We start from the raw sequence: 20,834 nt of genomic DNA, 5'->3' as shown, positions 1-20,834 counted from the left end.
CTGCTCGGCCCGTCCGGTTGCGGCAAGACCACCCTGATGCGGTGCATCGTCGGCACCCAGATCGTCACCTCCGGGACGGTGACCGTGCTGGGAAAACCGGCCGGCACCGCCCCGCTGCGCCGCCGGGTGGGCTACATGCCGCAGGACCCGACCATCTACGACGATCTGCGCATCCTCGACAACGTCCGCTATTTCGCGTCGCTGTACGGGTTCGACACCGGCGCCGCCGACACCGCCATCGACCGGGTGGGCCTGACCGATCACGCCACCGCCTATTGCGCGAACCTGTCCGGGGGTCAGCGCACCCGGGTGTCGCTGGCGTGCGCGCTGGTGTGCCAACCCGACCTGCTGGTGCTCGACGAGCCCACGGTGGGCCTGGATCCGGTGTTGCGGGTGGATCTGTGGCGCCAGTTCGCCACCCTGGCCCGCGACGGCATCACCCTGCTGGTGTCCAGCCACGTGCTGGACGAGGCCGACCACTGCGATGACCTGTTGCTGATGCGTGACGGTCATCTGGTGGCCCACACCACCGGAACCCAACTACGAGAGGACACCGGATGTCCGTCACTGGAGGACGCGTTCCTGTCCATGATCACCCGCAGCACCGCGCCGCAAGCCGGGTAGGGCTGCGGGGATACACCGCGACCACCACCCGGATCCTGCGCCAGCTGGCCGCCGACCGGCGCAGCGTGGCGATGATCCTGTTGGTGCCGGTGCTGGTCATCACGTTGATGTACTTCATGTTCGAGAATGCCCCGCACCGCCCCGGCACCCCGTCGCCGTTCAACACCGCCTGCCTGATCCTGCTGGGCATCTTCCCGCTGTTCGTGATGTTCATCATCACGTCGATCACGATGCAGCGGGAACGGGCGTCGGGCACCCTCGAGCGCATCCTGACCACGCCGCTGCGCCGGTTCGACCTGCTGATCGCCTACGGAACCGCGTTCTCGATCGCGGCGGCGATACAGGCCACCCTGGCGTGCATCGTGGCGTTTTGGTTGCTCGGCTTCGACACCGCCGGCAGCCCGGTGTGGGTGTTTGTCATCGCGATCGTCAACGCGGTGCTCGGGGTGGGGCTGGGCTTGTTGTGTAGCGCCTTCGCCCGCACCGAGTTTCAGGCCGTGCAGTTCATCCCACTGATCATGGTGCCGCAGCTGCTGCTGGCCGGCATCATCGTGCCCCGCGCGCTGATGGCGACCTGGCTGCAGTGGATCAGCAACGTGCTGCCCGCCAGTTACGCGCTGGAGGCGCTGCAGCAGGTGGGGGCGCATCCGGAGCTGACTGGGATCGCGGTGCGCGACATCGTGGTCGTGCTGGGTTTCGCGATCGCCGCGCTGGGGCTGGCGGCGGCGACATTGCGCCGGCGGACCCCGTAACGATGGCTGCCGCTGCGCGTCGCAAGCGTCCCGGCCGGCCGCCGGGCGCCTCCGACACCCGCGACCGGATCCTGACCGAGGCCCGCGAGTTGTTCGCCCGCAACGGGTTTGCCAACACTTCGATCCGGTCGGTGGCCACCGCCGCCGGGGTGGACTCGGCGCTGGTGCATCACTACTTCGGCACCAAACAGCAGCTGTTCGCCGCGGCGATCGAGATCCCGATCGATCCGATGCAGGTGATCGGGCCGCTGCGGGAGACCCCGGTCGACCGGCTGGGTTACACGCTGCCGTCGCTGCTAGTGCCGCTGTGGGATTCCGAGGCGGGGTTGGGTTTTATCGCCCGGTTGCGATCGATCCTGGCCGACGACGAGGTCGGCCTGATCCGCACGTTTCTGCAAGACGTGATCACCGCCGAGGTGGGGCCGCGCGTCGACGACCCGCCCGGAACCGGCCCGGTGCGAGTGCAATTCGTGGCGTCCCAATTGATGGGGGTGGTGGTGGTGCGCTACATCCTGAAACTGGAGCCGTTCGCCTCGCTGCCGGCCGAGCAGCTCGCGGCGACGATCGCGCCGAATCTGCAGCGCTATCTCACCGGGGATCCGCCGGAGCTGCCCGCGCCATGAGCCGGGCGTGCTCGTCGTCGTCCACGTCGCGGGCCTCGTCGACCAGCAGCACCGGGATGCCGTCGTCGATGCGGTAGGCGCGGTGCAGCCGCGGGTTGTACAGCAGGTCATCGATCAGCAGCAGCGGACCGCGGTCGGCGGGGCAGACCACGATGCTCAACAGGTCCGGCGGCAGCGTGTGCCGATCAGAGGGCATGCCGCAGCCTACCGCGGGGGCACCGGTGTCAGCCGTGCTGCACGGCGCCGTCGAACAGCTCGGTGCGCACCGCGGCGGTCAGCCGCTTGAACTGATTGGCCTCGGCGTCGAAGTACCAGGTCTGCCGTCCCGCTTTGGGGATGCCCGCGGCGCGCAACGCGGCGACCGCGGGACGGTAGACGGCGCTCAGCGCCAGCTCGGGCACCACGTGCACGATGTCGGGGCCCAGCCCGACGGGCATGCCGGCCACCGCCTCGATGAGGTCCGCGGCGGTGATCGTCGCGCCCGGGCGCAGGGTCACCGCCGACACCGCCACCTGCTGACCGTGCACCGAGACCGGGTAGGTCGCCACCAGATCGACACCGGTGATCAGGCCCAGGGCGTCGGTGATCGCCACCGGGTAGACGGTGCCGCGCGCGGTGTGGATCACCGAACCGCGCCCGCCCACCATCCAGTAGTCGCCGTCGGCGTCGCGCCGGAACAGGTATTCGGTGGAGATCCAGGTGTCGGCGGGGGCGAACACGCCGCGTTTGACCGACGCGCTCGGATCGATCGGGCCGCGGGGCTGCGCGAGCAGCACCCCGACCTGGTTGGTCTCGGCGACCTGCACGAACCCCTGCTCGGTTTCCAGAATCAGGTCGTGATCGGGGTCGTAGGCGGCCAGTTCGACGTGGCCGGCGCCGGGCAGCAGCCGGCCCTTGCTGCCGACCTTGGCGCCGGACACGTTGGCCAGCACCGCCTGCCCGTCGGTGGTGGCGAAGAATTCGACCACGTGGGCCGGCGCGAACGCCTCCACCACCCGCCGCCACAGCCCGGTGGGCATGCCCGAGCCGATGAACAATCGCACCGGGTGGTTGCCGTGCAACACGAACCCGGGGTCGTCGATCACGTCGCGCAGCATCGCCCAGGTGTAGGACACCACGGTGACGCCGTATTGGCGCACCTCGGCGACAAACCGGTCCGGCTGCAAACCCCGCGACAGCGCGATGCGGGCACCGCCGACCACGGCGCCGCCGAGGCTGACCAACAGCCCGGACTCGTGGTGCAGCGGGGTCAGGCAGTACACCGTGTCGCTGCGGCCCAGCGCGGCCGTCGAGGCGGTACCGAACGCCGACAACGCCCAGCGGTAGTTGGTGATCTGCTTGGCGACCAGCTCCCCGCCGGCGGTGCTGAACGCGACGAACGCCAGGTCCCGCGCCAGGCCCGGGTTGGGCCGGTACCAGCCGGGCAGTTCGACGGCGTCCGGGTCGATCTGCTCCATATCGATCACGTCGGCGTCGTCGGGCAGGTGCAGGTCCCGCGACTCCCCGCCGCCGAGAACCAGGACCTGGCACGGCAATTGGCGCGCCGCGTCGAGATTGGTGGGGTCGGTCAGGATCTCGGCCACTCCCCCGATCCGGGCCGCCTCGGCCAGGTCGCCGTCGGGCGGCATCAGCACGGCGACCGCGCCCAGCCGGGACAGGGCGGCGATGGCAACCAGGGCAGAAGGCCGGGTCTCCATCAGCACCCCGACGTGCACGCCCTGGCGCACCCCCACCTGGATCAGGCCGCGAACGACGTTGTTGATCCGGCGGTCGACGGCTTCGTAGGTGTGCACCCGGCCGTCGAACAGCAGGAATTCGCCGCTCGGGGCGTCGTTGGCCTGCTCACCGATGATGCGGCCCAACGAGATCCGGGTGTGGTCGTTGATCTGGCCCAGCCGGGCCAGCCGGGGCAGGGTGCGCACCGTCTCCAGCGCCAAGGTGCGCACCGACTTGTTCGCCGCCACCACGGCTTCGGCCGCCCCGCGGGCCAGCGCCAGCGCCACCTCGGAGGCCTCCCCGAGACCGTGGGCCACCCGCGAGCTGATCGCCACCCCGCTGTCGGAGGGTTCGTCGGGTTGGTCGGCCATCGGCGCCACCCCGACCGGTTGCGGCCCGTCGCCGGACAGCCACTGCACCCAGCCGGCGACGGTCGGCCAGGTTTCCTCGGCCGCCTTGGACCCCACCACCAGCCCGAAATGCCCGGCCCGCAGCAGGTATTCGTAGACGTCGGCGTCCGGTGCGGCGCGCCGGATGCCGCGCACCGCCGCGGGTTGGCCGATGTCGTCGACCTCGCCGACGAAGGCCAGCACCGGGCAGGTGATGTCGGTCAGGGTGACCAGTTGCCCGTGGATGGCGAAACCGCCGGTCATCATCCGGTTGTGGGCGATGAATTGTTTGAGCAGCTCGGCGATCGCCGGCCCCGACCAGGCGATCCAGCCTTCCGAGTCCAGGAAGCGACGCTGCTGTTCGCGCGGCAGCAACGCCTCCCGATCGTGCAGTTGCCGCAGGAAGTCGATGCGCGCCTTGGCGGTCTTGAGCGGATCCATCAGCTGAAATCCGGTGCGCGCCATCCAGCCCGAGATGTCCATCCTGCTGAACACGTGGTCGGCCATGAAGTTGGCGGTGCCGGCGGCAAGGTTGGGCGGCAGCCCCATCGGCACCGCGGCCAAGGTGTCCACCGGGGAGCCGAACGCCACGATGCTGGCGAGGTCTTTGGACCGGCGGAACGCCGCCACCTGATAGCAAAACATGCCGCCTTGGGAGTACCCCGCCACATGCACGTTGCGGCCGGTGGTGTCCTTGACCGTGTCGATCGCCTCGCTGAGCGCGACAACGTGGTCGGCCAGGTTGCGGCGCATCCCGCCCTCGACCTCGTCGGGCGAGCCGAAGTCGATGACCCAGGGATCGATGCCGGCGGCGTGCAGGATGCCGACCGCACCGTCGTCCCGGGTGACGTCCCACATGTTGGCCGACATCATCATCGGATGCACCATCAGCACCGGCGGGCCGGCGGGCGGCTGACCGGGTCGGTTGTCCGGCGGGAAGTAGCGGCGCAGCTTGTACATCGGCACGCTCTCGACGATCTGGAACGGCGACGGCACCGTGCCGGTCTCCAGACCCCCCAGCCGCAACACCTCCAGGCCGTTTTGCGCGGTGGCCATCAGACGCTCGATCGGTCGCTTGACCGCCGACAGTTTCAGCTCCACCCGCGCGCTCCCCTGGGTTAATGTTGCCGCCGCAAATTTGGCCTGATGGCCTGCACATCATAAGGCCCGTTCGACGCCGGGTTGGCGCGTTCTGCCAGCGGAGGACCGGCGATCCCCGCCACACCCCCCAACCAAGCGGTGGATAGGCTGAGCAATCGATGACGGCCACCGAACACGCGCGCACCCGAGGCGGGCGCCCCGACGAGCCAAGTTGGGTCGCCCGGTTGCTGCGGTTCGACCGCGACGGCGACACCTTCGTGGCGGCCAGCTCCGACCGCGGACCCGCACCGCGGCTGTTCGGCGGGCTCATCGCCGCCCAGGCGCTCGGCGCCGCCGGCGCAACCGTGGACGCGGACAAACTTCCGCAGTCGCTGCACCTGTATTTCGTGCGCGGCGGCCGCTACGGCGTCGACGTCGAGTTGCAGGTGGAACGCACCCGCACCGGACGCTCGTTCGACACCCGGCGGGTCACGGCCCGCCAGGACGACGCGGTCATCCTGGAGATGATCGCCTCGTTTCACCGACCCGAGCCCGGCGCCGATTGGCATCCGCCCCGCGCGCCCGCCATCTCCCTGGACGAGGCGGCGCCCAAACATCCGGCCATCGAATTCGCCGACCGGTTCGAGATCCGCACCAGTCCCGACGATGTGTCCCCGTTCGCGGTGCCGCCGTTTTGGATCCGGGTCCGCGACCCGATCGAGGACGACCCGCTGCTGCGCGCCTGCGCGTTGACCTTCATGTCCGATTTCGGCCCGGTGCCGGCGGCGCGACCACCCGGCATCCCGGTGGTGCCGGGCGTCGGATTCACCACCAGCCTGGATCACGCGGTGTGGTTCCACCGACCGTTTTGGCCCAACGCGTGGCACCGCTACGAAGTCGGCTCGGTCAACAACGCCGACGCGCGGGGCCTGGCGGTCGGGTCGCTGTACGACGCGTCCGGCACGTTGATCGCCAGCACCACCCAGGAAGCGCTGTGGCGGCTGTGACGGCCCGCGTCGTCGTCTAAGGTCTGCCCGGTGGCACACCTGTTGGGGGCCGAGGCGGTCCATCTGGAATACCCGACCCAGGTCGTGTTCGAGTCGGTAAGCCTGGGCGTCAACGACGGCGCCCGGATCGGCATCGTGGGCCGCAACGGCGACGGCAAATCCACCCTGCTGGGGTTGCTCACGGGTCGGGTGCGGCCGGATTCGGGGCGAGTGACCCAGCGCAGCGGTTTAGGGGTCGGCGCCCTGGACCAAACCGACACCCTCGACCCGGCGCGCACGGTCGGGTGGACGCTGGTCGGCGATCGGGCCGACCACGAGTGGGCGGCCAACCCGCGGGTCCGCGACGTGGTGTCGGGGCTGGTGTCCGATATCGCCTGGGAGGCAACGATCGCCACCCTGTCCGGCGGCCAGCGGCGTCGGGTGCAGTTGGCCGCGCTGCTGGTGCACGACTGGGATGTGATCGCCCTCGACGAGCCCACCAACCACCTCGACATCGAGGGCATCACCTGGCTGGCCGGCCATCTGCGGGGCCGCTGGGCCCGCAACACCGGCGGGCTGCTGCTGGTGACCCACGACCGCTGGTTCCTCGACGAGGTAGCCACCACGACGTGGGAAGTGCACGACGGGATCGTGGAGCCGTTCGAGGGCGGGTACGCGGCCTATGTGCTGGCCCGGGTGGAGCGGGACCGGGTGGCCGCCGCGGCCGAGGCCAAGCGGCAGAACCTGATGCGCAAGGAGCTGGCCTGGCTGCGCCGCGGCGCACCGGCCCGCACGTCGAAACCGAAGTTCCGGATCGAGGCCGCCAACCAGCTGATCGCCGACGTGCCGCCGCTGCGCAACACCGTCGAGCTGGCGAAGCTGGCGACCGCGCGGCTGGGCAAGGAGGTCATCGACCTGCTGGACGTGTCGGTCGCGTTCGACGGCCGCCCGGTGCTGCGCGACGTCGAGTGGCGGATCGGGCCGGGTGAACGCAGCGGGATCGTGGGTGCCAACGGCGCCGGCAAGTCCACCCTGCTGGGGTTGATCGCCGGGGCCGTGCAGCCCGACACCGGGCGGGTCAAGCGCGGCAAGACCGTTCGGCTGGCGATGCTGGATCAGCAGTCCACCGAACTGGTCTCGCTGGCGCAGGATCGGGTCGCCGACGTGCTGGGTCGGCTGCGCGCCGGCTACCAGGTCGACGGGCGGGAGCTGACCCCGGCCCAGCTGTTGGAGCGGTTGGGGTTCGCCCGCGGCCAGCTGTCGGCGCGGGTCGGTGAGCTCTCCGGGGGGCAGCGGCGCCGGCTGCAGCTGATGCTCACCGTGCTGGCCGAGCCGAATGTGCTGGTGCTCGACGAGCCCACCAACGATGTGGACACCGACATGTTGGCCGCGACCGAGGATCTGCTGGACTCCTGGCCGGGCACCTTGATCGTGGTCTCGCACGACCGGTACCTGCTGGAGCGGGTCACCGATCAGCAGTACGCGATCCTCGACGGCCGGCTGCGGCACCTGCCCGGCGGCGTCGACGAATACCTGCGGCTGGCCGCGGCGGTGCGGGCGGCGAGCCCGGAGCCCGCCGCACCGTCCGTGACACCTTCGGCCGCAACAGTTTCCGGCGCTGAGCTGCGCGCGATCGAAAAAGAGATCGCGGCCATCGACCGGGCGTTGGCCCGGCTGGCCGAGCGGATCGCCGCCAAGCATCACGAACTCGCCGAGCATGACCACACCGACCACGTGGGGCTCGCCCGGCTGACGCAGGAGTTGCGCGAGCTGGAGGACGAGGTCGCGGCTAAGGAGAGCCGCTGGTTGGAGCTCTCCGAAATCGTCGAGTAGCCCGGCGGCGCCCACTACCGTTACAACGTCGCATCCGGGACGCGAGGAGAGCCGTGGTCACCCCTACCCGCAGTCTGCGTAGTGCGATCATCGGCACCGGCATGGTCGGCTCGGTGCACGCCCACGCCGTGCAACGCGCCGGCGGGCAGCTGGCCGCGGTCTGCGCCAGCACCCCGGCGCGCAGTGCGGCCGCCGCCGACCGGCTCGGCGCGCAGCGCCCGGCCACCGTCCAGGAGATCCTCGTCGCCGACGACGTCGACGTGGTGCACGTCTGCACCCCCAACGCCCTGCACTATGCGCAGACCGCGGCCGCGCTGGCCGCGGGCAAACACGTCATCTGCGAAAAGCCTTTGGCCACCTCGCTGCCCGACGCACAGGCGCTGGTGCAGGCGGCGGCGAAAAGCACCGCGGTGGCCGCGGTGCCGTTCATCTACCGGTTCTATCCGATGGTGCGCGAAGCCCGGGCGCGGCTGGCCGATGCGCCGGTGTGGCTGATGCACGGCGGCTACCTGCAGGACTACATGGCCAAACATGATCCGGCGGGGTGGCGTTCGGACCCGGCGCAAAGCGGGGTGTCGATGACGTTCGCCGATATCGGCTCGCACTGGTGTGACCTGATGGAATTCGTGACCGGGCAACGGATCACCGCCGTGTGCGCGGCCGAGGCCAGTGCGCCCGGGCTGGGCCGCCGCGACGACGGTGCGGTCGTCATGTTCCGCACCGACCGGGGCGCGGTCGGCAGCGTCGTGGTCAGCCAAACCTCGCCGGGCCGCAAGAACCAGCTGTCGTTCTCCTTCGACGGCCCCGAGACGGCCGTGCAGTTCGATCAGGAACACCCCGACCAGCTCATCATCGGCGGGCTGCAGGCCACCAGCGTGCTGGCCCGCGACACCGAGTCCTTGGCTGCGGGCAGCGCCCGGTATTCGTTGCTGCCCAGCGGGCATCCGCAGGGTTATCAGGACTGCTTCAACCTCTTCGTCGCCGACGTGTATGACGCGGTCCGCACCGGGGCGGCCCCCGACGGGTTGCCGCTGTTCGGTGACGGGTTGCGGGCGGCCACGATTCACGACGCGGTCGCCGCCTCGGTGCGCAGCGGCGCCTGGACGGACGTGCCCGCATGATCCGGTTGGCCCTGATCGGGCTGGGCAACATGGGCATGGAACACCTGGAGATGTTCGCCGCCCTGGCGCCCCGGGTGCAGATCACCGCCGTCGCCGACGCGCATGCACCGTTCGCCGACCGCGCCGGAGCGCGGGTGCCCTCGGCGACCGTCTTCCACGACCCGCTGGACTGCGCCCGCACCGCCGGCGTGGACGCGGCGGTGGTCGCCACCACCGACGACACCCACCACGGCATCGTGGACGCCTGCATCGCGCGGGGCATCTACGTGCTGTGCGAGAAGCCGCTGACCGCATCGGCCGATGATTCGCGGCGGTTGGTCGACGCCGAACACGCCCACGGCCGCCGGCTCGTCCAGGTCGGCTACATGCGGCGCTACGACGACGATTACCGCCGGATGCACGACGTGCTGCGGTCCGGACGGGTCGGCGACCCCGTGCTGATCACCCAGCGCCACCGTAACCCGTTGGTGGTCAACGACTTCGACGCCGAAAAGCTCATCCTGAGCACGGCGTCGCACGATGTCGACCTGTTCCGGTGGTTCAGCGGCGACGAGATCGCGCAGGTGTCGGCCACCGCCAAGGCCAGCGGCTCGGCGCTGACCGTGCTGCTCACCCTGACGTCCCGGTCGGGCATCCTGGGGGTGGTCGAGTTGAGCCGGGGCCCAGGCCTGCGCTACGACATCGGCTGCGACATTCTGGCCAGCGCCGGCACCCTGACCCTCGCCGCGCCGACGCCGGTCTCCGACAGCTGGTTCGAACGCTTCGCCGGTGCCTACCGCTCCCAAAACGCGGCCTGGCTGGCCGCGGTGGCCGCCGGATCGATCACCGGGCCGTCGACCTACGACGGCTATGCCGGCAACGCCGTCGCCGAGGCGGCGCTGGCCGCGCTGCGCAGCGGGCGTGCCCAGCCGGTGTCCCAGCTGCCGGCGCCCGGCTCGGCCCGCCCGGCGCCGGCCTGATCAGCGCACCGGCTCCAGCACGCACACCTTCCAGCCGTCCTCCCGGACCAGTTTGAGCTGAATGGTCCTGCGGCCCAGCATCTCGTTTTGCGCATCTAGCGTCGCGGTGGCGGCGTCGCCGTCGATGTCGACACCGGTGACCGTCACGTTGGTCAGGCCTTGGGCGGCCCGCGTCTTCTTCAGCAGGTCCATCGCCGGGTCGGTGAACCGGTCCCGCATCGCCGTGCACATCAACGCCAGGTAGTCATCCCACTTTTGGGTGTTGTAGGCATCCTGGAACGCCATCACCGTCTGGCGCACCTGGTCTTCGTCGGACGGCGGGGGCGGCGCCGGGGTGACCGGCGCGGACGCCGCCGACGTGGTCGGCGGCGACGACACCGCGATCGGGTGGCCGGGAATGGCCCGACCGCACGACGTCAGCACCGCGACGACGACCACGCCGGCCGCGGTGACCGCGACCATGCGTCGCGGCGGCGGCCCTGCGCGGCGGTCGGTCATTGCTGGCGCGGTACCTTGTTGGCGGTCGCGTTGACCAGCGCGCTCACGTCGATCGCCCCGGTGGTCCCGCACTGGCGAATGTCGATCAAGACGTTGCCCTGCAGCTCGATCCCGTGCTGACAGGTCGCGTCCCCGCCGGTGAGGGTGGCCTCCACGGTGTAGGACCCCGCCTTGTTGACCGGCTGGCCAAACCGCCACTGCTGCGCGGGCTCGCCGGGGGGCGTGATGGTGGCGGTCTGTCCCCCGCACGGTTCCCACGCCGCGCGCTGCAGCTGCAGCGCGAGGCCCGCATCGTCCACCGAACCGAACGCCAGCACGGCCTGGGTCACGCCGCGCTGCCAGGGCTTCTGGTACAGCGCCCGCAGCTCCTGCACCGCCACACCGGCCGGGCTGGGCGTGGCATACGTCGACCGTTGGGCCGGCGCCCAGGCGCTCAGGCAGGCCGGGTTGTCGATCATTGCGGCGTCGTCGCCCAACTCGGTGCCGTCTTGTTCGAGCACCATCGCGCTGTCGCCGGTGTTGCCCGGTATCTCACTGGCGCTCAACAGGATTGACCGTAACGCCGAAGCCGCCACATCGGTCGCCGGCGGCCCCTGCGCCGCCGGTGGCCGCTGCGCTGCCGTCGACGATGCCGGGGTGGCGGGCGACGGCCCGCCGCGGGGCCAGGCCACCACCACGGTGATCGTCGCGGCGAGCAGCACCGCGGCGCCCACCGCGCCGCCGATCAGGGCGCCCCGCCGCCGTCGCGCCCCGCGCGCCGGCGCTCCCCCGGCGAGTTCCGGGGTGCCGTAGGTGACGACCACTTCCGGGCCGCCGTGCTGCGGCGCGGCCGGGGTGGGCGACCGCAGGTAGGGGCTGACCTCCTGGCTGGGCACCGGGGCCGGCGGCGCCCCCTGCTGCAGCGCGGCGGCCGCGGCGTCGGCCAGCGCGCTCGCCGACCCGAACCGCGCCGCGGGATCTTTGGCCAGCGCGGTCGCGATCACGTCGTCGAGCGCCGCCGGTAATGCATCGACCAGGTCGGTGATCCGCGGCGGCGGGGACTGCAGGTGCGCCATCAGCACCGCGGCGGGGCCTTTCCCGGCCGGGAACGGGGTCTTGCCGGTCAGCAGCCGAAACAGCGTGCAGCCCAACGAATACACGTCGGCGCGCCCGTCAAAGGCCTGTCCCGACAGCGTCTCCGGGGCGGCGTAGGCGACCGTGGCCATCACCGGTTCGGCTTCCATCATCCCCACATCGTGCAGGGCGAGCCCAATGCCGAAGTCGCCCAACAGCACCGACTCGTGCGGGCCCCCGCCGGCGGACAGCAAAAAGTTGGCCGGTTTGAGGTTGCGGTGCACGACGTGGTGGGCGTGGGCGAAATCGAGTGCCTGGGCCACCTGCCCGATGATGTGCACCGCGCGCTGCGGCGTCATCGCGCCGGCGCGCAGCGCCGCCTCGGCGTCGGTGCCGTCGACGAACTGCGACGCGATCCACAGCCGGCCGTCGTCGGTCTGCCCCAGGCCGTACACCGGCACGATCTGCGGATGGGTCAACGCGGCGGCCGCGTTGGCGTCGTGCAGGAACCGGGCGCGGAAATCGGCGTCCTGGGACAGGTCGGCGGAGATGATCTTCACCGCGTCCCAGCGCGGCAGCGTCGGATGGGCCGCCGCGTACACCGTACCCACGCTGCCCGAGCCGAGGACGCGTTCGATGCGGTACCCGGCGACCACGGTGCCGGCCGTCAGCACGCGCCCGGCCCAGCGTTTGCCACGGTCAGGAGTATCGCATACCGGATTTGGTGATCGGTGGATGCAGCCGGTATGGCTACGCTCAGCGCCGCAGCTTGTGCCGCAGCTGTTCGGCGGCCGCGCGCACCGTGCCCAGTTGGGCGGCCACCTGGGTCGGCGCGGTGCCGCCGCGGGCGTCGCGGGAGGACACCGAGCCCTCGACGGTCAGCACCTCGCGCACCTGCGGGGTGAGATCGGGACTGAGCGCGGCCAGCTCGTCGTCGGTGAGCTGATCCAGCCCGACACCACGCTGTTCGGCGGCCCGCACCGCCGCACCGGCGGTCTCGTGGGCGACGCGGAACGGGACGCCTTGGCGCACCAGCCATTCGGCGATGTCGGTGGCCAGCGTGTAGCCGGCGGGCGCCAGCGCGGCCATCCGGTCGACGTCGAAACGCAGCGTGCCCACCAGGCCGGCCAGCGCCGGGAGCAGCAGCTCCAGTTGCGCCACCGAGTCGAAGACCGGCTCTTTGTCCTCCTGCAGATCCCGGTTGTAGGCCAGCGGCTGCGCCTTCAGCGTCGCCAGCAGCCCGGTCAGGTTGCCGATCAGCCGACCGGATTTGCCGCGGGCCAGTTCGGCGATGTCGGGATTCTTCTTCTGCGGCATGATCGAGCTGCCGGTCGACCACGAGTCGTGCAGGGTGACGTAGCCGAATTCGGTGGAGCTCCACAGGATGATGTCCTCGGCCAGCCGGGACAGGTCGACAGCGATCATCGCGAACACGAACGCGGCCTCGGCGGCGAAGTCGCGGGCGGCCGTGGCGTCGATCGAATTGTCGGCGGCCGTGGCGAATCCGAGCTCCGCGGCGATGGCGTCGGGGTCCAGGCCCAGCGAGGAGCCGGCCAGCGCCCCGGATCCGTACGGCGACACCGCGGCCCGGGCGTCGAAGTCGGCGATCCGGTCCACGTCGCGCAGCAGCGGGTGGGCGTGGGCCAGCAGGTGGTGCGCCAGCAGCACCGGCTGCGCCGACTGCAGGTGGGTCTTGCCGGGCATGATGGCGTCCGGGTGGGCGGCGGCCTGGGCGGCCAGCGCGTCGACGACGTCGAGCACGCCGGCGGCCACCCGGCGCACCGCGTCCCGCAGCCACATCCGAAATAGCGTGGCCACCTGGTCGTTTCGCGACCGCCCGGCCCGCAGCCGGCCGCCCAGGTCAGCGCCGACCCGGTCGATCAGGCCCCGTTCCAGCGCGCCGTGCACGTCCTCGTCGGTGACCAGCGGACCGAAGCTGCCGTCGGCGACGTCGGCGCCCAGGCTGTCCAGCCCGGCCAGCAGCCCGTCGCGCTGCTCGGCGGTGAGCAGCCCGGCGGCGTGCAGGACCTTGGCGTGGGCTTTCGACGCGGCGATGTCGTAGGGGGCCAGCACCCAGTCGAAGTGGGTGGACTTGCTCAGCGCGGCCAGCGCGGCGGCGGGGCCTTCGGCGAACCGCCCGCCCCACAGCGACCCCTCGTTGGTGCTCACCGCGCGCCCTCGCCGAGTGGGAATTTCACGACGCGGTATCGGCGTGTCGCGTCGCCAGATTCCGGCTCGCGCGGCGGGCAGGGGCTCACGAGCCCAGGTCCCGGCGGGCGGAGATCTTCGAGCTCAACCCGTGGATCTCGACGAAGCCGCGGGCGGCGGTCTGGTCGAAGGTGTCGCCCTCGTCGTAGGTGGCCAGGTTGAAGTCGTACAGCGACTGCGCGCTGCGGCGACCGTTCACCGCGATGTGCCCGCCGTGCAGCACCAGCCGCACCTCACCGGACACGTGCTGCTGGGTGTGCGCGACGAACGACTCCAGGGCCGACTTCAGCGGCGAATACCACAGCCCGTCGTACACCAGCTCGGCCCACTTCTGGTCGGTGTGGCGCTTGAACCGGCCCAGCTCGCGCTCCAGGGTGACGTGCTCGAGCTCGGTGTGCGCGGCGATCAGCACCATCGCGCCCGGCGCCTCGTAGATCTCGCGGCTCTTGATCCCCACCAGCCGGTCCTCCACCACGTCGAGCCGTCCCACGCCCTGTGCGCCGGCGCGCCGGTTGAGCTCGACGATCGCCTCCAGCACCGACACCGGCTTGCCGTCGATCGACACCGGAACCCCGCGCTCGAAGCCGATGATCACCTCGTCGGGCGTGTTCCAGTTGACCGTCGGGTCCTCGGTGTAGTCGTAGACGTCCTTGGTCGGCGCGTTCCACAGGTGCTCGAGGAACCCGGTCTCCACCGCACGGCCCCACACGTTCTGGTCGATCGAGAACGGCGAGCGTTTGGTGACGTTGATCGGGATGTCGTTCTCCTCGGCGAACGCGATCGCCTTCTCCCGTGTCCAGGCGTAGTCGCGGACCGGGGCCAGCACCTTGAGATCCGGTGCCAGCGAGGCGAATCCGACCTCGAAGCGAACCTGGTCGTTGCCCTTGCCGGTGCAGCCGTGCGCGACGGTGCCGCCGCCGTGCTCGCGGGCCGCGGCCACCAGGTGCTTGACGATCAGCGGCCGGCTGATCGCCGAGACCAGCGGATAGCGGTCCATGTAGAGCGCGTTGGACTGGATGGTGGGCAGGCAGTAGCCCTCGGCGAACTCGTCGCGGGCGTCGACAACGACGGCTTCGACGGCCCCGCAGTCCAGCGCCCGCTGGCGCACCACCTCCATGTCCTCGCCACCCTGGCCGAGGTCGATGGCGACGGCGACGACTTCGCGGCCGGTCTCCTTGCCGATCCAGCTGATCGCCACCGAGGTGTCCAGGCCACCGGAATACGCCAGGATGACGCGTTCGGACATCGACTTCTCCTTGCTTCGTGCTCTTATCTACTGCAGGTCGTTGAGGGCGGCCGCGAGCTCGGCGCCGGTCATCGGCTCGCGCGCTGCCACGAAGATGGTGTCATCCCCGGCGATGGTGCCGACGACGTACGGTAGCGCGGCCCGGTCGATGGCGCTGGCCAGGTAGTCCGCCGCACCGGGCGGGGTGCGCAATACGGCGAGGTTCCCGGTGGCGTCGGTGGAGACCAGCAGCTCCCCCAACAGCCGGCAGAGCCGGTCGGTGCCGCCGGACACCCCGCGCACCGGGCTGCCGTCCTCGGGAATGACGTACACCCCGGCCCCGCCGTCGACGCCGCGCAGCTTCACCGCGCCCAACTCCTCGAGGTCGCGCGACAGGGTGGCCTGGGTGACCTCGATGCCGTCGGCGGCCAGCAGCGCGGCCAGCTCGGTCTGGCTGCGCACCGGCTCCGCGGACAGCACCTCGACGATGCGGGCTTGGCGGCCGACCCGGGACACGGGGCTCTCCGGTCGGCTCATCGTGATCGTTCCACCAACCACACCAGCAGCGCCTTCTGCGCGTGCAGCCGATTCTCGGCCTCGTCCCACACCGCGCTGCGCGGCCCGTCGATCACCGCATCGGTGATCTCGTCGCCGCGGTGCGCCGGAAGGCAGTGCAGCACCGTGACTTCCGGGTCAGCGAGCGCGACGAGTTCGTCGTTGATCTGGTAGGGCCGAAACGGCGCGACCCGGTCCAGTCCGTCGTCCTCCTGGCCCATCGAGGTCCAGGTGTCGGTGACCAGCACATCGGCCCCGGCGGCGGCCTTGGCCGCATCGGTGGTGACGGTGACCGAGGCGCCGGTGTCGGCGGCGCGCCGCTGGGCGGCGGCGACGACGGCCGGATCGGGGGTGAATCCGTCCGGGGCGGCGACGGTGACGTGTACGCCGGCGGTGACGCCGCCGAGCAGCAGCGAGTGCGCCATGTTGTTCGCGCCGTCACCGAGGTAGGTCAGCCGCAGGCCGTTGAGCGCGCCCTTGCGTTCGGCGATGGTCTGCAGGTCGGCCAGCACCTGGCAGGGGTGGAATTCGTCGGAGAGCGCGTTGACGATCGGCACCGTGGCCGTGCTGGCCATCGCGGTCAGCCGGTCCTGGGCGAAGGTGCGCCACACGATGGCGTCGACGTAGCGGGACAGCACCCGCCCGGTGTCCTCCAGGGTTTCGTCGCGGCCCAGCTGGGTGGATCGGCCGTCGACGACGACGGCGTGCCCGCCGAGTTGGGCGATGCCGATCTCGAAGGAGAACCGGGTGCGGGTGGAGTTCTTGTCGAAGATCACCGCGACCCCGCGCGGGCCCTCCAGCGGCCGGCGGCTGAACGGCTCGGCCTTCAGTTGTGCTGCCAGAGACAGGATCTCGGCCTGCTCGGCCGGGGTGACGTCGTCGTCGCGCAGGAAATGTCTAGGCATCTGCGGCCTCCTGCGCGGTGTCGAGCACGCCCGGCAGGGCGGCGAGGAAACTGTCGATCTGTTCTTCGGTGATGATCAGCGGCGGGGCCAGTCGCACCACGCCCGGCGCGGCGGCGTTGACCAGGAACCCGGCGTCGCGCGCCGCCAGCTCGACGGCCTTGGCGCTCGGCGCGGTCAGCACCACGCCCTGCAGCAGGCCCTTGCCGCGCACCTGGTCGACCAGCGGATGGCCCAGTTCCTCGATGCCGTGGCTCAGTGACTTGCCGAGCATCCCGGCCCGCGCGATCAGGTCACCGTCGGCCAGCGCCGTGAGCACCGCCAGGGCGGCGGCGGTGCAGACCGGGTTGCCGCCGAAGGTGCTGCCGTGGCTGCCCGGGGTCAGCAGATCCCCGGCCGCGCCGACCGCGAGGCAGGCGCCGATCGGCAGGCCGCCGCCGAGGCCCTTGGCCAGCGTGACGATGTCCGGGGTGATGCCGTCGTGCTGGTGGGCGTAGAACGCCCCGGTGCGCCCGATGCCGGTCTGCACCTCGTCGAACACCAGCAGCGCACCGTGCGCGGCGGTGATTCCGCGGGCCTCGGCCAGGTAGCCGGCGGGCGGCACGACGACGCCGCCCTCCCCCATGATCGGCTCCAGGAACACCGCCGCGGTGGTCGAATCGACGGCGGCGGCAAGGGCTTTGGTGTCCCCGTAGGGAACGTGGGTGACGTCGCCGGGCAGCGGCTCGAACGGCGCCCGTTTGTCGGGCTGGCCGGTGAGCGCCAGCGACCCCATCGTGCGGCCGTGGAAGCCCCCTTGGGCGGCAACGATCTTCGTCTTGCCGGTGAGCCGGGACATCTTGAAGGCCACCTCGTTGGCCTCGGTGCCCGAGTTGCAGAAGAACACCCGCGCCGGCGCGCCGAGGTGGTCGGTCAGCGCCTCGGCCAACGCGATTCCCGGTTCGGTGGCATACAGATTCGAGGTGTGCCCCAACGTGTTCAGCTGGGTGGTGACGGCCTCGATCACCGCCGGGTGCCGGTGCCCGAGCACGTTGACCGCGATGCCGCCGAGCAGATCGACGTAGGTCTTGCCGGCCTCGTCGGTCACCACCGCACCGTCGCCGCGGACCAGCGCCAGCGGCGGCGTGCCGTAGTTGTTCATCATCACCGCCGACCAGCGGTCTTGCAGCGTCATCCGCTTACCACCTTGGTTCCGGTGCCCGCGTCGGTGAACAGCTCCACCAGGACACAGTGTTGGACTCGTCCGTCGATGATGTGGGCGCTGGGCACCCCGCCGGACACGGCGCGCAGGCAGGCTTCGACCTTGGGCACCATCCCGCTCTGCAGCGCGGGCAGCAGCTGCGCCAGCGCCGCGGTGTCGATCTCGCTGACCAGCGAATCCTCATCCGGCCACCGGGTGTAGAGGCCCTCGACGTCGGTGAGCATCAGCAGCTTTTCGGCGCCCAGCGCTTCGGCCAGCGCCGCGGCGGCAGTGTCGGCGTTGATGTTGTGCACCACCCCGTCGGTGTCCGGGGCCAGCGTGGACACCACCGGGATGCGGCGCGCCGCAATGAGATCCCGCACCGCGTCGGCGTTGACCTGGTCGACGTCGCCGACCAGCCCGATGTCGGTGGCCACCCCGTCGACGGTGACGCTGCGCCGCACCGCGGTGAACAGCGCCGCGTCCTCACCGGTGATCCCGACGGCGTATGGTCCGTGCGCGTTGATCAGCCCGACGAGTTCCCGGCCCACCTGCCCGAACAGCACCATCCGCGCGACGTCGAGCACCTCGGGGGTGGTGACCCGGAAGCCGCCCTTGAAATCGCCGGCGATGCCGAGGCGTTGCAGCATCGCGGTGATCTGCGGGCCGCCGCCGTGCACCACCACCGGATGGATGCCGCAGTTCCGCAGGAACGCCATGTCGGCGGCGAAGGCACGTTTGAGGGTGTCGTCGGTCATCGCGTTACCGCCGTATTTGACGACGACGATCTTGCCGTGCAGCTGCTTGAGCCACGGCAGCGCTTCGGCCAGCACCTGGGCCTTGTCGTGGGTGGTCAGTTCGGTCATGAGCTATACGCCGAGTTCTCTTCGACGTAGGCGTGCGACAGGTCGGTGGTGCGCACCGCGGCGCGCCCGGAGCCTTGGTTGAGTTCCACGGTGACGTCGATGTCGGCACCGGACAGGTCGACGTCGCGGGCACCGGGCATCGGCGCACCGGCACTGAACACCGGGGAGCCGTTGAAGGACACCGTGATCGCATCCGGATCGATCACAAACGGCACCATCCCGACCGCGGCCAGCACCCGGCCCCAGTTCGGGTCGGAGCCGAACAGCGCGGTTTTCACCAGGCTGTCGCGGGCGATGCACCGGGCGGCGATCAGCGCGTCGTCGTCGCTGCCGGCGCCGGCGACGGTGATGGCCACCCGCTTGGTGACGCCCTCGGCGTCGGCTTGCAGTTGTGCGCACAGGTCGTCGCAGGCGGCCAGCACCGCGGCGTCGAGGTCGTCCTGGCTGGGCGTGATCTCGCTGGCACCGGACGCCAGCAGCAGCACCGTGTCGTTGGTGGAGCAGCTGCCGTCGATGTCGAGGCGGTCGAACGTCAGCGCGGCGGCCCGGCGCAGCGCCCGATCGAGTGCCGCCGCGTCGGCCTTGGCGTCGGTGGTCAGCACCACCAGCATGGTGGCCAGCGACGGCGCCAGCATGCCGGCACCCTTGGCCATCCCGCCCAGGGTCCAGTTGTCCTTGTGGTGCACCGCAACCTGTTTGGGCACCGTGTCGGTGGTCATGATCGCGCGGGCGGCTTCGTCGCCGCCGACCAGCCCGCCGGCCATCTCGTGCACGATCTCGGTGACCCCGGCCAGCACCTTGTCCATCGGCAGCCGGTCGCCGATCAGGCCGGTGGAGCAGACCGCCACCTCGATCGCGCCGGTTTCGGTTCCCCAGTCCGACAGGGCGGCCGCGACGGCCTCGGCGGTGGCGTGGGTGTCCTGGAAACCTCCGGGGCCGGTGCACGCGTTGGCGCCGCCCGAGTTCAGGATCACCGCCCGCAGCCGGCCGCTTTTGAGCACCTGTTGGCTCCATTGGACCGGCGCCGCCTTGACCTGGTTGCTGGTGAACACGCCGGCGGCCGCATAGTCGGGCCCCTCGTTGAACACCAGCGCCAGGTCCGGCGCCCCGGAAGCCTTGATGCCGGCGGCGATTCCGGCGGCCCGGAAGCCTTCCGGCGCGGTGACGCCTTGCTCGCGCAGCAATCTGGTGTCGGTCACGGCGCCACCCCCACCACCGAGAGCCCCTCGGTCTCCGGCCAGCCCAGGGCCAGGTTCATCGCCTGCACCGCCGCACCGCCGGTGCCCTTGACCAGGTTGTCGATCGCGGCGATCGCGATGAACGTCGAGGCGTCCTCGTCGACCGCGACCGCCAGGTGGGCGGCGTTGCTGCCGAGCACCGATCCGGTCTTGGGCAGCTGTCCTTCGGGCAGCAGGTGCACGAACGGCTCGGCGTGGTAGGCCTTTTCGTAGGCGGCGCGCAGCTCGGACAGCGGCGCCGTGGTTCTCGCGGTGCAGGTGGCCAGGATGCCCCGTGAGGCCGGGATGAGCACCGGGATGAAGGAGACGGTGACGTCGCGGTGGGTGACCGCCCGCAGGCCCTGGCCGATCTCCGGGGTGTGCCGGTGGGCGCCGCCGATGTTGTAGGCGCGCGCCGAGCCGATCACCTCCGAGCCGAGCAGGTCCACCTTGGCGGCCTTGCCGGCGCCGGACGTGCCGCTGACCGCAACGACGTTGACGTTGGGTTCGATCAGGTCCGCCGCCAGCGCCGGGAACAGCGCCAGCAGCGCCGCGGTCGGGTAGCAGCCCGGCACCGCGATCCGCCGGGCGCCGGTGAGCAGCTCGCGCGCCCCGGGCAGCTCGGGCAGCCCGTAGGGCCAGGTGCCGGCGTGCGCGGAGCCGTAGAACCGTTCCCAGTCGGTCGGGTCGCCCAGCCGGAAGTCCGCGCCGCAGTCCACCACCAGGGTGTCGGGGCTGAGTTGTTCGGCCAGCACCGCCGAATGCCCGTGCGGCAGACCGAGAAACACCACGTCGTGGCCGGCCAAGACGTCCACCTCGGTGGGTTGGAGCACCCGGTCGGCCAGCGGCATCAGGTTGGGGTGCTGCTCGCCCAGGGTGCTGCCGGCGTTGCCGGCCGCGGTCAGCGCGCCGATCGTCAGCCGGCCGTCGGCATAGCCGGGGTGTCCCAACAGCAGTCGCAGGATCTCACCGCCGGCGTACCCGCTGGCACCGGCCACCGCCACCTTGATCGCTTTGGTCACTGCGCGATTCTGCATGATTATGCGC

General features: G+C 71.0%; 19 protein-coding genes. 7 read left to right on the top strand and 12 right to left on the bottom strand.

What is annotated here, in order from left to right; genetic code table 11:
- The 3 genes from BKN37_RS08405 to BKN37_RS08395 form a co-directional block, all read left to right on the top strand.
- The coding region (locus BKN37_RS08405) for an ABC transporter ATP-binding protein (RefSeq protein ID WP_071024366.1) at nucleotides 1-624 on the top strand (624 nt) is incomplete at its 5' end.
- Nucleotides 558-1,376: an ABC transporter permease gene (locus tag BKN37_RS08400; protein WP_194074132.1), complete on the top strand. Its 819-nt coding sequence runs from the start codon at nucleotides 558-560 to the stop codon at nucleotides 1,374-1,376. The genes BKN37_RS08405 and BKN37_RS08400, both read left to right, overlap by 67 nt.
- Nucleotides 1,377-1,378: 2 nt before the next feature.
- Nucleotides 1,379-1,999 (top strand): TetR/AcrR family transcriptional regulator, encoded by a 621-nt coding sequence (locus BKN37_RS08395; RefSeq protein ID WP_071024362.1) that lies wholly within the window; start codon nucleotides 1,379-1,381, stop codon nucleotides 1,997-1,999.
- Here the strand turns inward: BKN37_RS08395 and BKN37_RS08390 are convergent.
- Nucleotides 1,965-2,195 carry a Trm112 family protein gene (locus BKN37_RS08390; RefSeq protein ID WP_071024360.1) on the bottom strand — a complete coding sequence of 77 codons (231 nt, stop codon included), beginning with the start codon at nucleotides 2,193-2,195 and terminating at the stop codon, nucleotides 1,965-1,967. The two genes, BKN37_RS08395 and BKN37_RS08390, sit on opposite strands and share 35 nt — an antisense overlap.
- A 28-nt stretch (nucleotides 2,196-2,223) precedes the next feature.
- On the bottom strand, nucleotides 2,224-5,160 hold the full coding sequence (locus BKN37_RS08385; protein ID WP_242657150.1) for an acyl-CoA synthetase: 2,937 nt from the start codon (nucleotides 5,158-5,160) through the stop codon (nucleotides 2,224-2,226).
- Nucleotides 5,161-5,363: 203 nt separating this feature from the next.
- Between BKN37_RS08385 and BKN37_RS08380 the strand changes: the two genes are divergently transcribed.
- The 4 genes from BKN37_RS08380 to BKN37_RS08365 are packed head-to-tail and all read left to right on the top strand — an operon-like array spanning nucleotide 5,364 to nucleotide 10,083.
- Nucleotides 5,364-6,191, top strand: coding sequence for an acyl-CoA thioesterase (locus tag BKN37_RS08380; RefSeq protein WP_071024356.1), 828 nt, complete (start codon nucleotides 5,364-5,366; stop codon nucleotides 6,189-6,191).
- Nucleotides 6,192-6,221: 30 nt separating this feature from the next.
- Nucleotides 6,222-8,003, top strand: coding sequence for an ABC-F family ATP-binding cassette domain-containing protein (locus BKN37_RS08375; protein WP_071024353.1), 1,782 nt, complete (start codon nucleotides 6,222-6,224; stop codon nucleotides 8,001-8,003).
- Nucleotides 8,004-8,056: 53 nt separating this feature from the next.
- Entirely contained in the window at nucleotides 8,057-9,124 is a 1,068-nt protein-coding gene (locus BKN37_RS08370) for a Gfo/Idh/MocA family oxidoreductase (RefSeq protein WP_242657147.1), read from the top strand.
- The gene (locus BKN37_RS08365) at nucleotides 9,121-10,083 is read left to right on the top strand and encodes a Gfo/Idh/MocA family protein (RefSeq protein WP_071024351.1); all 963 of its coding nucleotides are present in this window, start codon (nucleotides 9,121-9,123) and stop codon (nucleotides 10,081-10,083) included. The genes BKN37_RS08370 and BKN37_RS08365 overlap by 4 nt, the downstream gene beginning before the upstream one ends.
- On the opposite strand, the gene BKN37_RS08360 is transcribed toward BKN37_RS08365, so the two are convergent.
- The 10 genes from BKN37_RS08360 to argC form a co-directional block, all read right to left on the bottom strand.
- The gene (locus tag BKN37_RS08360) at nucleotides 10,084-10,581 is read right to left on the bottom strand and encodes an Rv0361 family membrane protein (protein WP_131823544.1); all 498 of its coding nucleotides are present in this window, start codon (nucleotides 10,579-10,581) and stop codon (nucleotides 10,084-10,086) included.
- Entirely contained in the window at nucleotides 10,578-12,308 is a 1,731-nt protein-coding gene (locus tag BKN37_RS30160) for a serine/threonine-protein kinase PknH/PknJ (RefSeq protein WP_083341665.1), read from the bottom strand. The genes BKN37_RS08360 and BKN37_RS30160 overlap by 4 nt, the downstream gene beginning before the upstream one ends.
- An 82-nt stretch (nucleotides 12,309-12,390) precedes the next feature.
- Nucleotides 12,391-13,803 carry an argininosuccinate lyase gene (argH, locus tag BKN37_RS08350; protein ID WP_071024346.1) on the bottom strand — a complete coding sequence of 471 codons (1,413 nt, stop codon included), beginning with the start codon at nucleotides 13,801-13,803 and terminating at the stop codon, nucleotides 12,391-12,393.
- A gap of 85 nt (nucleotides 13,804-13,888) precedes the next feature.
- Entirely contained in the window at nucleotides 13,889-15,088 is a 1,200-nt protein-coding gene (locus BKN37_RS08345; protein WP_071024344.1) for an argininosuccinate synthase, read from the bottom strand.
- Nucleotides 15,089-15,115: 27 nt separating this feature from the next.
- Nucleotides 15,116-15,604 (bottom strand): arginine repressor, encoded by a 489-nt coding sequence (locus BKN37_RS08340; protein ID WP_071024342.1) that lies wholly within the window; start codon nucleotides 15,602-15,604, stop codon nucleotides 15,116-15,118.
- The gene (gene argF / locus BKN37_RS08335; RefSeq protein ID WP_071024340.1) at nucleotides 15,601-16,527 is read right to left on the bottom strand and encodes an ornithine carbamoyltransferase; all 927 of its coding nucleotides are present in this window, start codon (nucleotides 16,525-16,527) and stop codon (nucleotides 15,601-15,603) included. Before argF ends, BKN37_RS08340 begins: the two co-directional genes overlap by 4 nt.
- Nucleotides 16,520-17,698: an acetylornithine transaminase gene (locus BKN37_RS08330; RefSeq protein ID WP_071024338.1), complete on the bottom strand. Its 1,179-nt coding sequence runs from the start codon at nucleotides 17,696-17,698 to the stop codon at nucleotides 16,520-16,522. The genes argF and BKN37_RS08330 overlap by 8 nt, the downstream gene beginning before the upstream one ends.
- Entirely contained in the window at nucleotides 17,695-18,570 is an 876-nt protein-coding gene (argB, locus tag BKN37_RS08325; protein WP_071024336.1) for an acetylglutamate kinase, read from the bottom strand. Before argB ends, BKN37_RS08330 begins: the two co-directional genes overlap by 4 nt.
- Nucleotides 18,567-19,769: a bifunctional glutamate N-acetyltransferase/amino-acid acetyltransferase ArgJ gene (argJ, locus tag BKN37_RS08320; protein WP_071024333.1), complete on the bottom strand. Its 1,203-nt coding sequence runs from the start codon at nucleotides 19,767-19,769 to the stop codon at nucleotides 18,567-18,569. The genes argB and argJ overlap by 4 nt, the downstream gene beginning before the upstream one ends.
- Nucleotides 19,766-20,824 carry an N-acetyl-gamma-glutamyl-phosphate reductase gene (argC, locus tag BKN37_RS08315; protein WP_071024331.1) on the bottom strand — a complete coding sequence of 353 codons (1,059 nt, stop codon included), beginning with the start codon at nucleotides 20,822-20,824 and terminating at the stop codon, nucleotides 19,766-19,768. Before argC ends, argJ begins: the two co-directional genes overlap by 4 nt.
- Nucleotides 20,825-20,834 lie beyond the last annotated feature (10 nt).

The organism is Mycobacterium talmoniae (genome assembly GCF_001854525.1).
In the GTDB taxonomy this organism is placed as follows: Bacteria; Actinomycetota; Actinomycetes; order Mycobacteriales; family Mycobacteriaceae; genus Mycobacterium; species Mycobacterium talmoniae.
This window is presented reverse-complemented; position numbering and strand designations above follow the sequence as displayed.

Coding starts and splice junctions, on each gene's coding strand:
- argC (WP_071024331.1), bottom strand. CDS start 20,824: ATGCAGAATCGCGCAGTGACCAAAGCGATCAAGGTGGCGGTGGCCGGT.
- argB (WP_071024336.1), bottom strand. CDS start 18,570: ATGACCGAACTGACCACCCACGACAAGGCCCAGGTGCTGGCCGAAGCG.
- BKN37_RS08385 (WP_242657150.1), bottom strand. CDS start 5,160: ATGGCCACCGCGCAAAACGGCCTGGAGGTGTTGCGGCTGGGGGGTCTG.
- BKN37_RS08395 (WP_071024362.1), top strand. CDS start 1,379: ATGGCTGCCGCTGCGCGTCGCAAGCGTCCCGGCCGGCCGCCGGGCGCC.
- BKN37_RS08340 (WP_071024342.1), bottom strand. CDS start 15,604: ATGAGCCGACCGGAGAGCCCCGTGTCCCGGGTCGGCCGCCAAGCCCGC.
- argF (WP_071024340.1), bottom strand. CDS start 16,527: ATGCCTAGACATTTCCTGCGCGACGACGACGTCACCCCGGCCGAGCAG.
- BKN37_RS08365 (WP_071024351.1), top strand. CDS start 9,121: ATGATCCGGTTGGCCCTGATCGGGCTGGGCAACATGGGCATGGAACAC.
- BKN37_RS08345 (WP_071024344.1), bottom strand. CDS start 15,088: ATGTCCGAACGCGTCATCCTGGCGTATTCCGGTGGCCTGGACACCTCG.
- BKN37_RS08380 (WP_071024356.1), top strand. CDS start 5,364: ATGACGGCCACCGAACACGCGCGCACCCGAGGCGGGCGCCCCGACGAG.
- BKN37_RS08330 (WP_071024338.1), bottom strand. CDS start 17,698: ATGACGCTGCAAGACCGCTGGTCGGCGGTGATGATGAACAACTACGGC.
- BKN37_RS08360 (WP_131823544.1), bottom strand. CDS start 10,581: ATGACCGACCGCCGCGCAGGGCCGCCGCCGCGACGCATGGTCGCGGTC.
- BKN37_RS08400 (WP_194074132.1), top strand. CDS start 558: ATGTCCGTCACTGGAGGACGCGTTCCTGTCCATGATCACCCGCAGCAC.
- BKN37_RS08390 (WP_071024360.1), bottom strand. CDS start 2,195: ATGCCCTCTGATCGGCACACGCTGCCGCCGGACCTGTTGAGCATCGTG.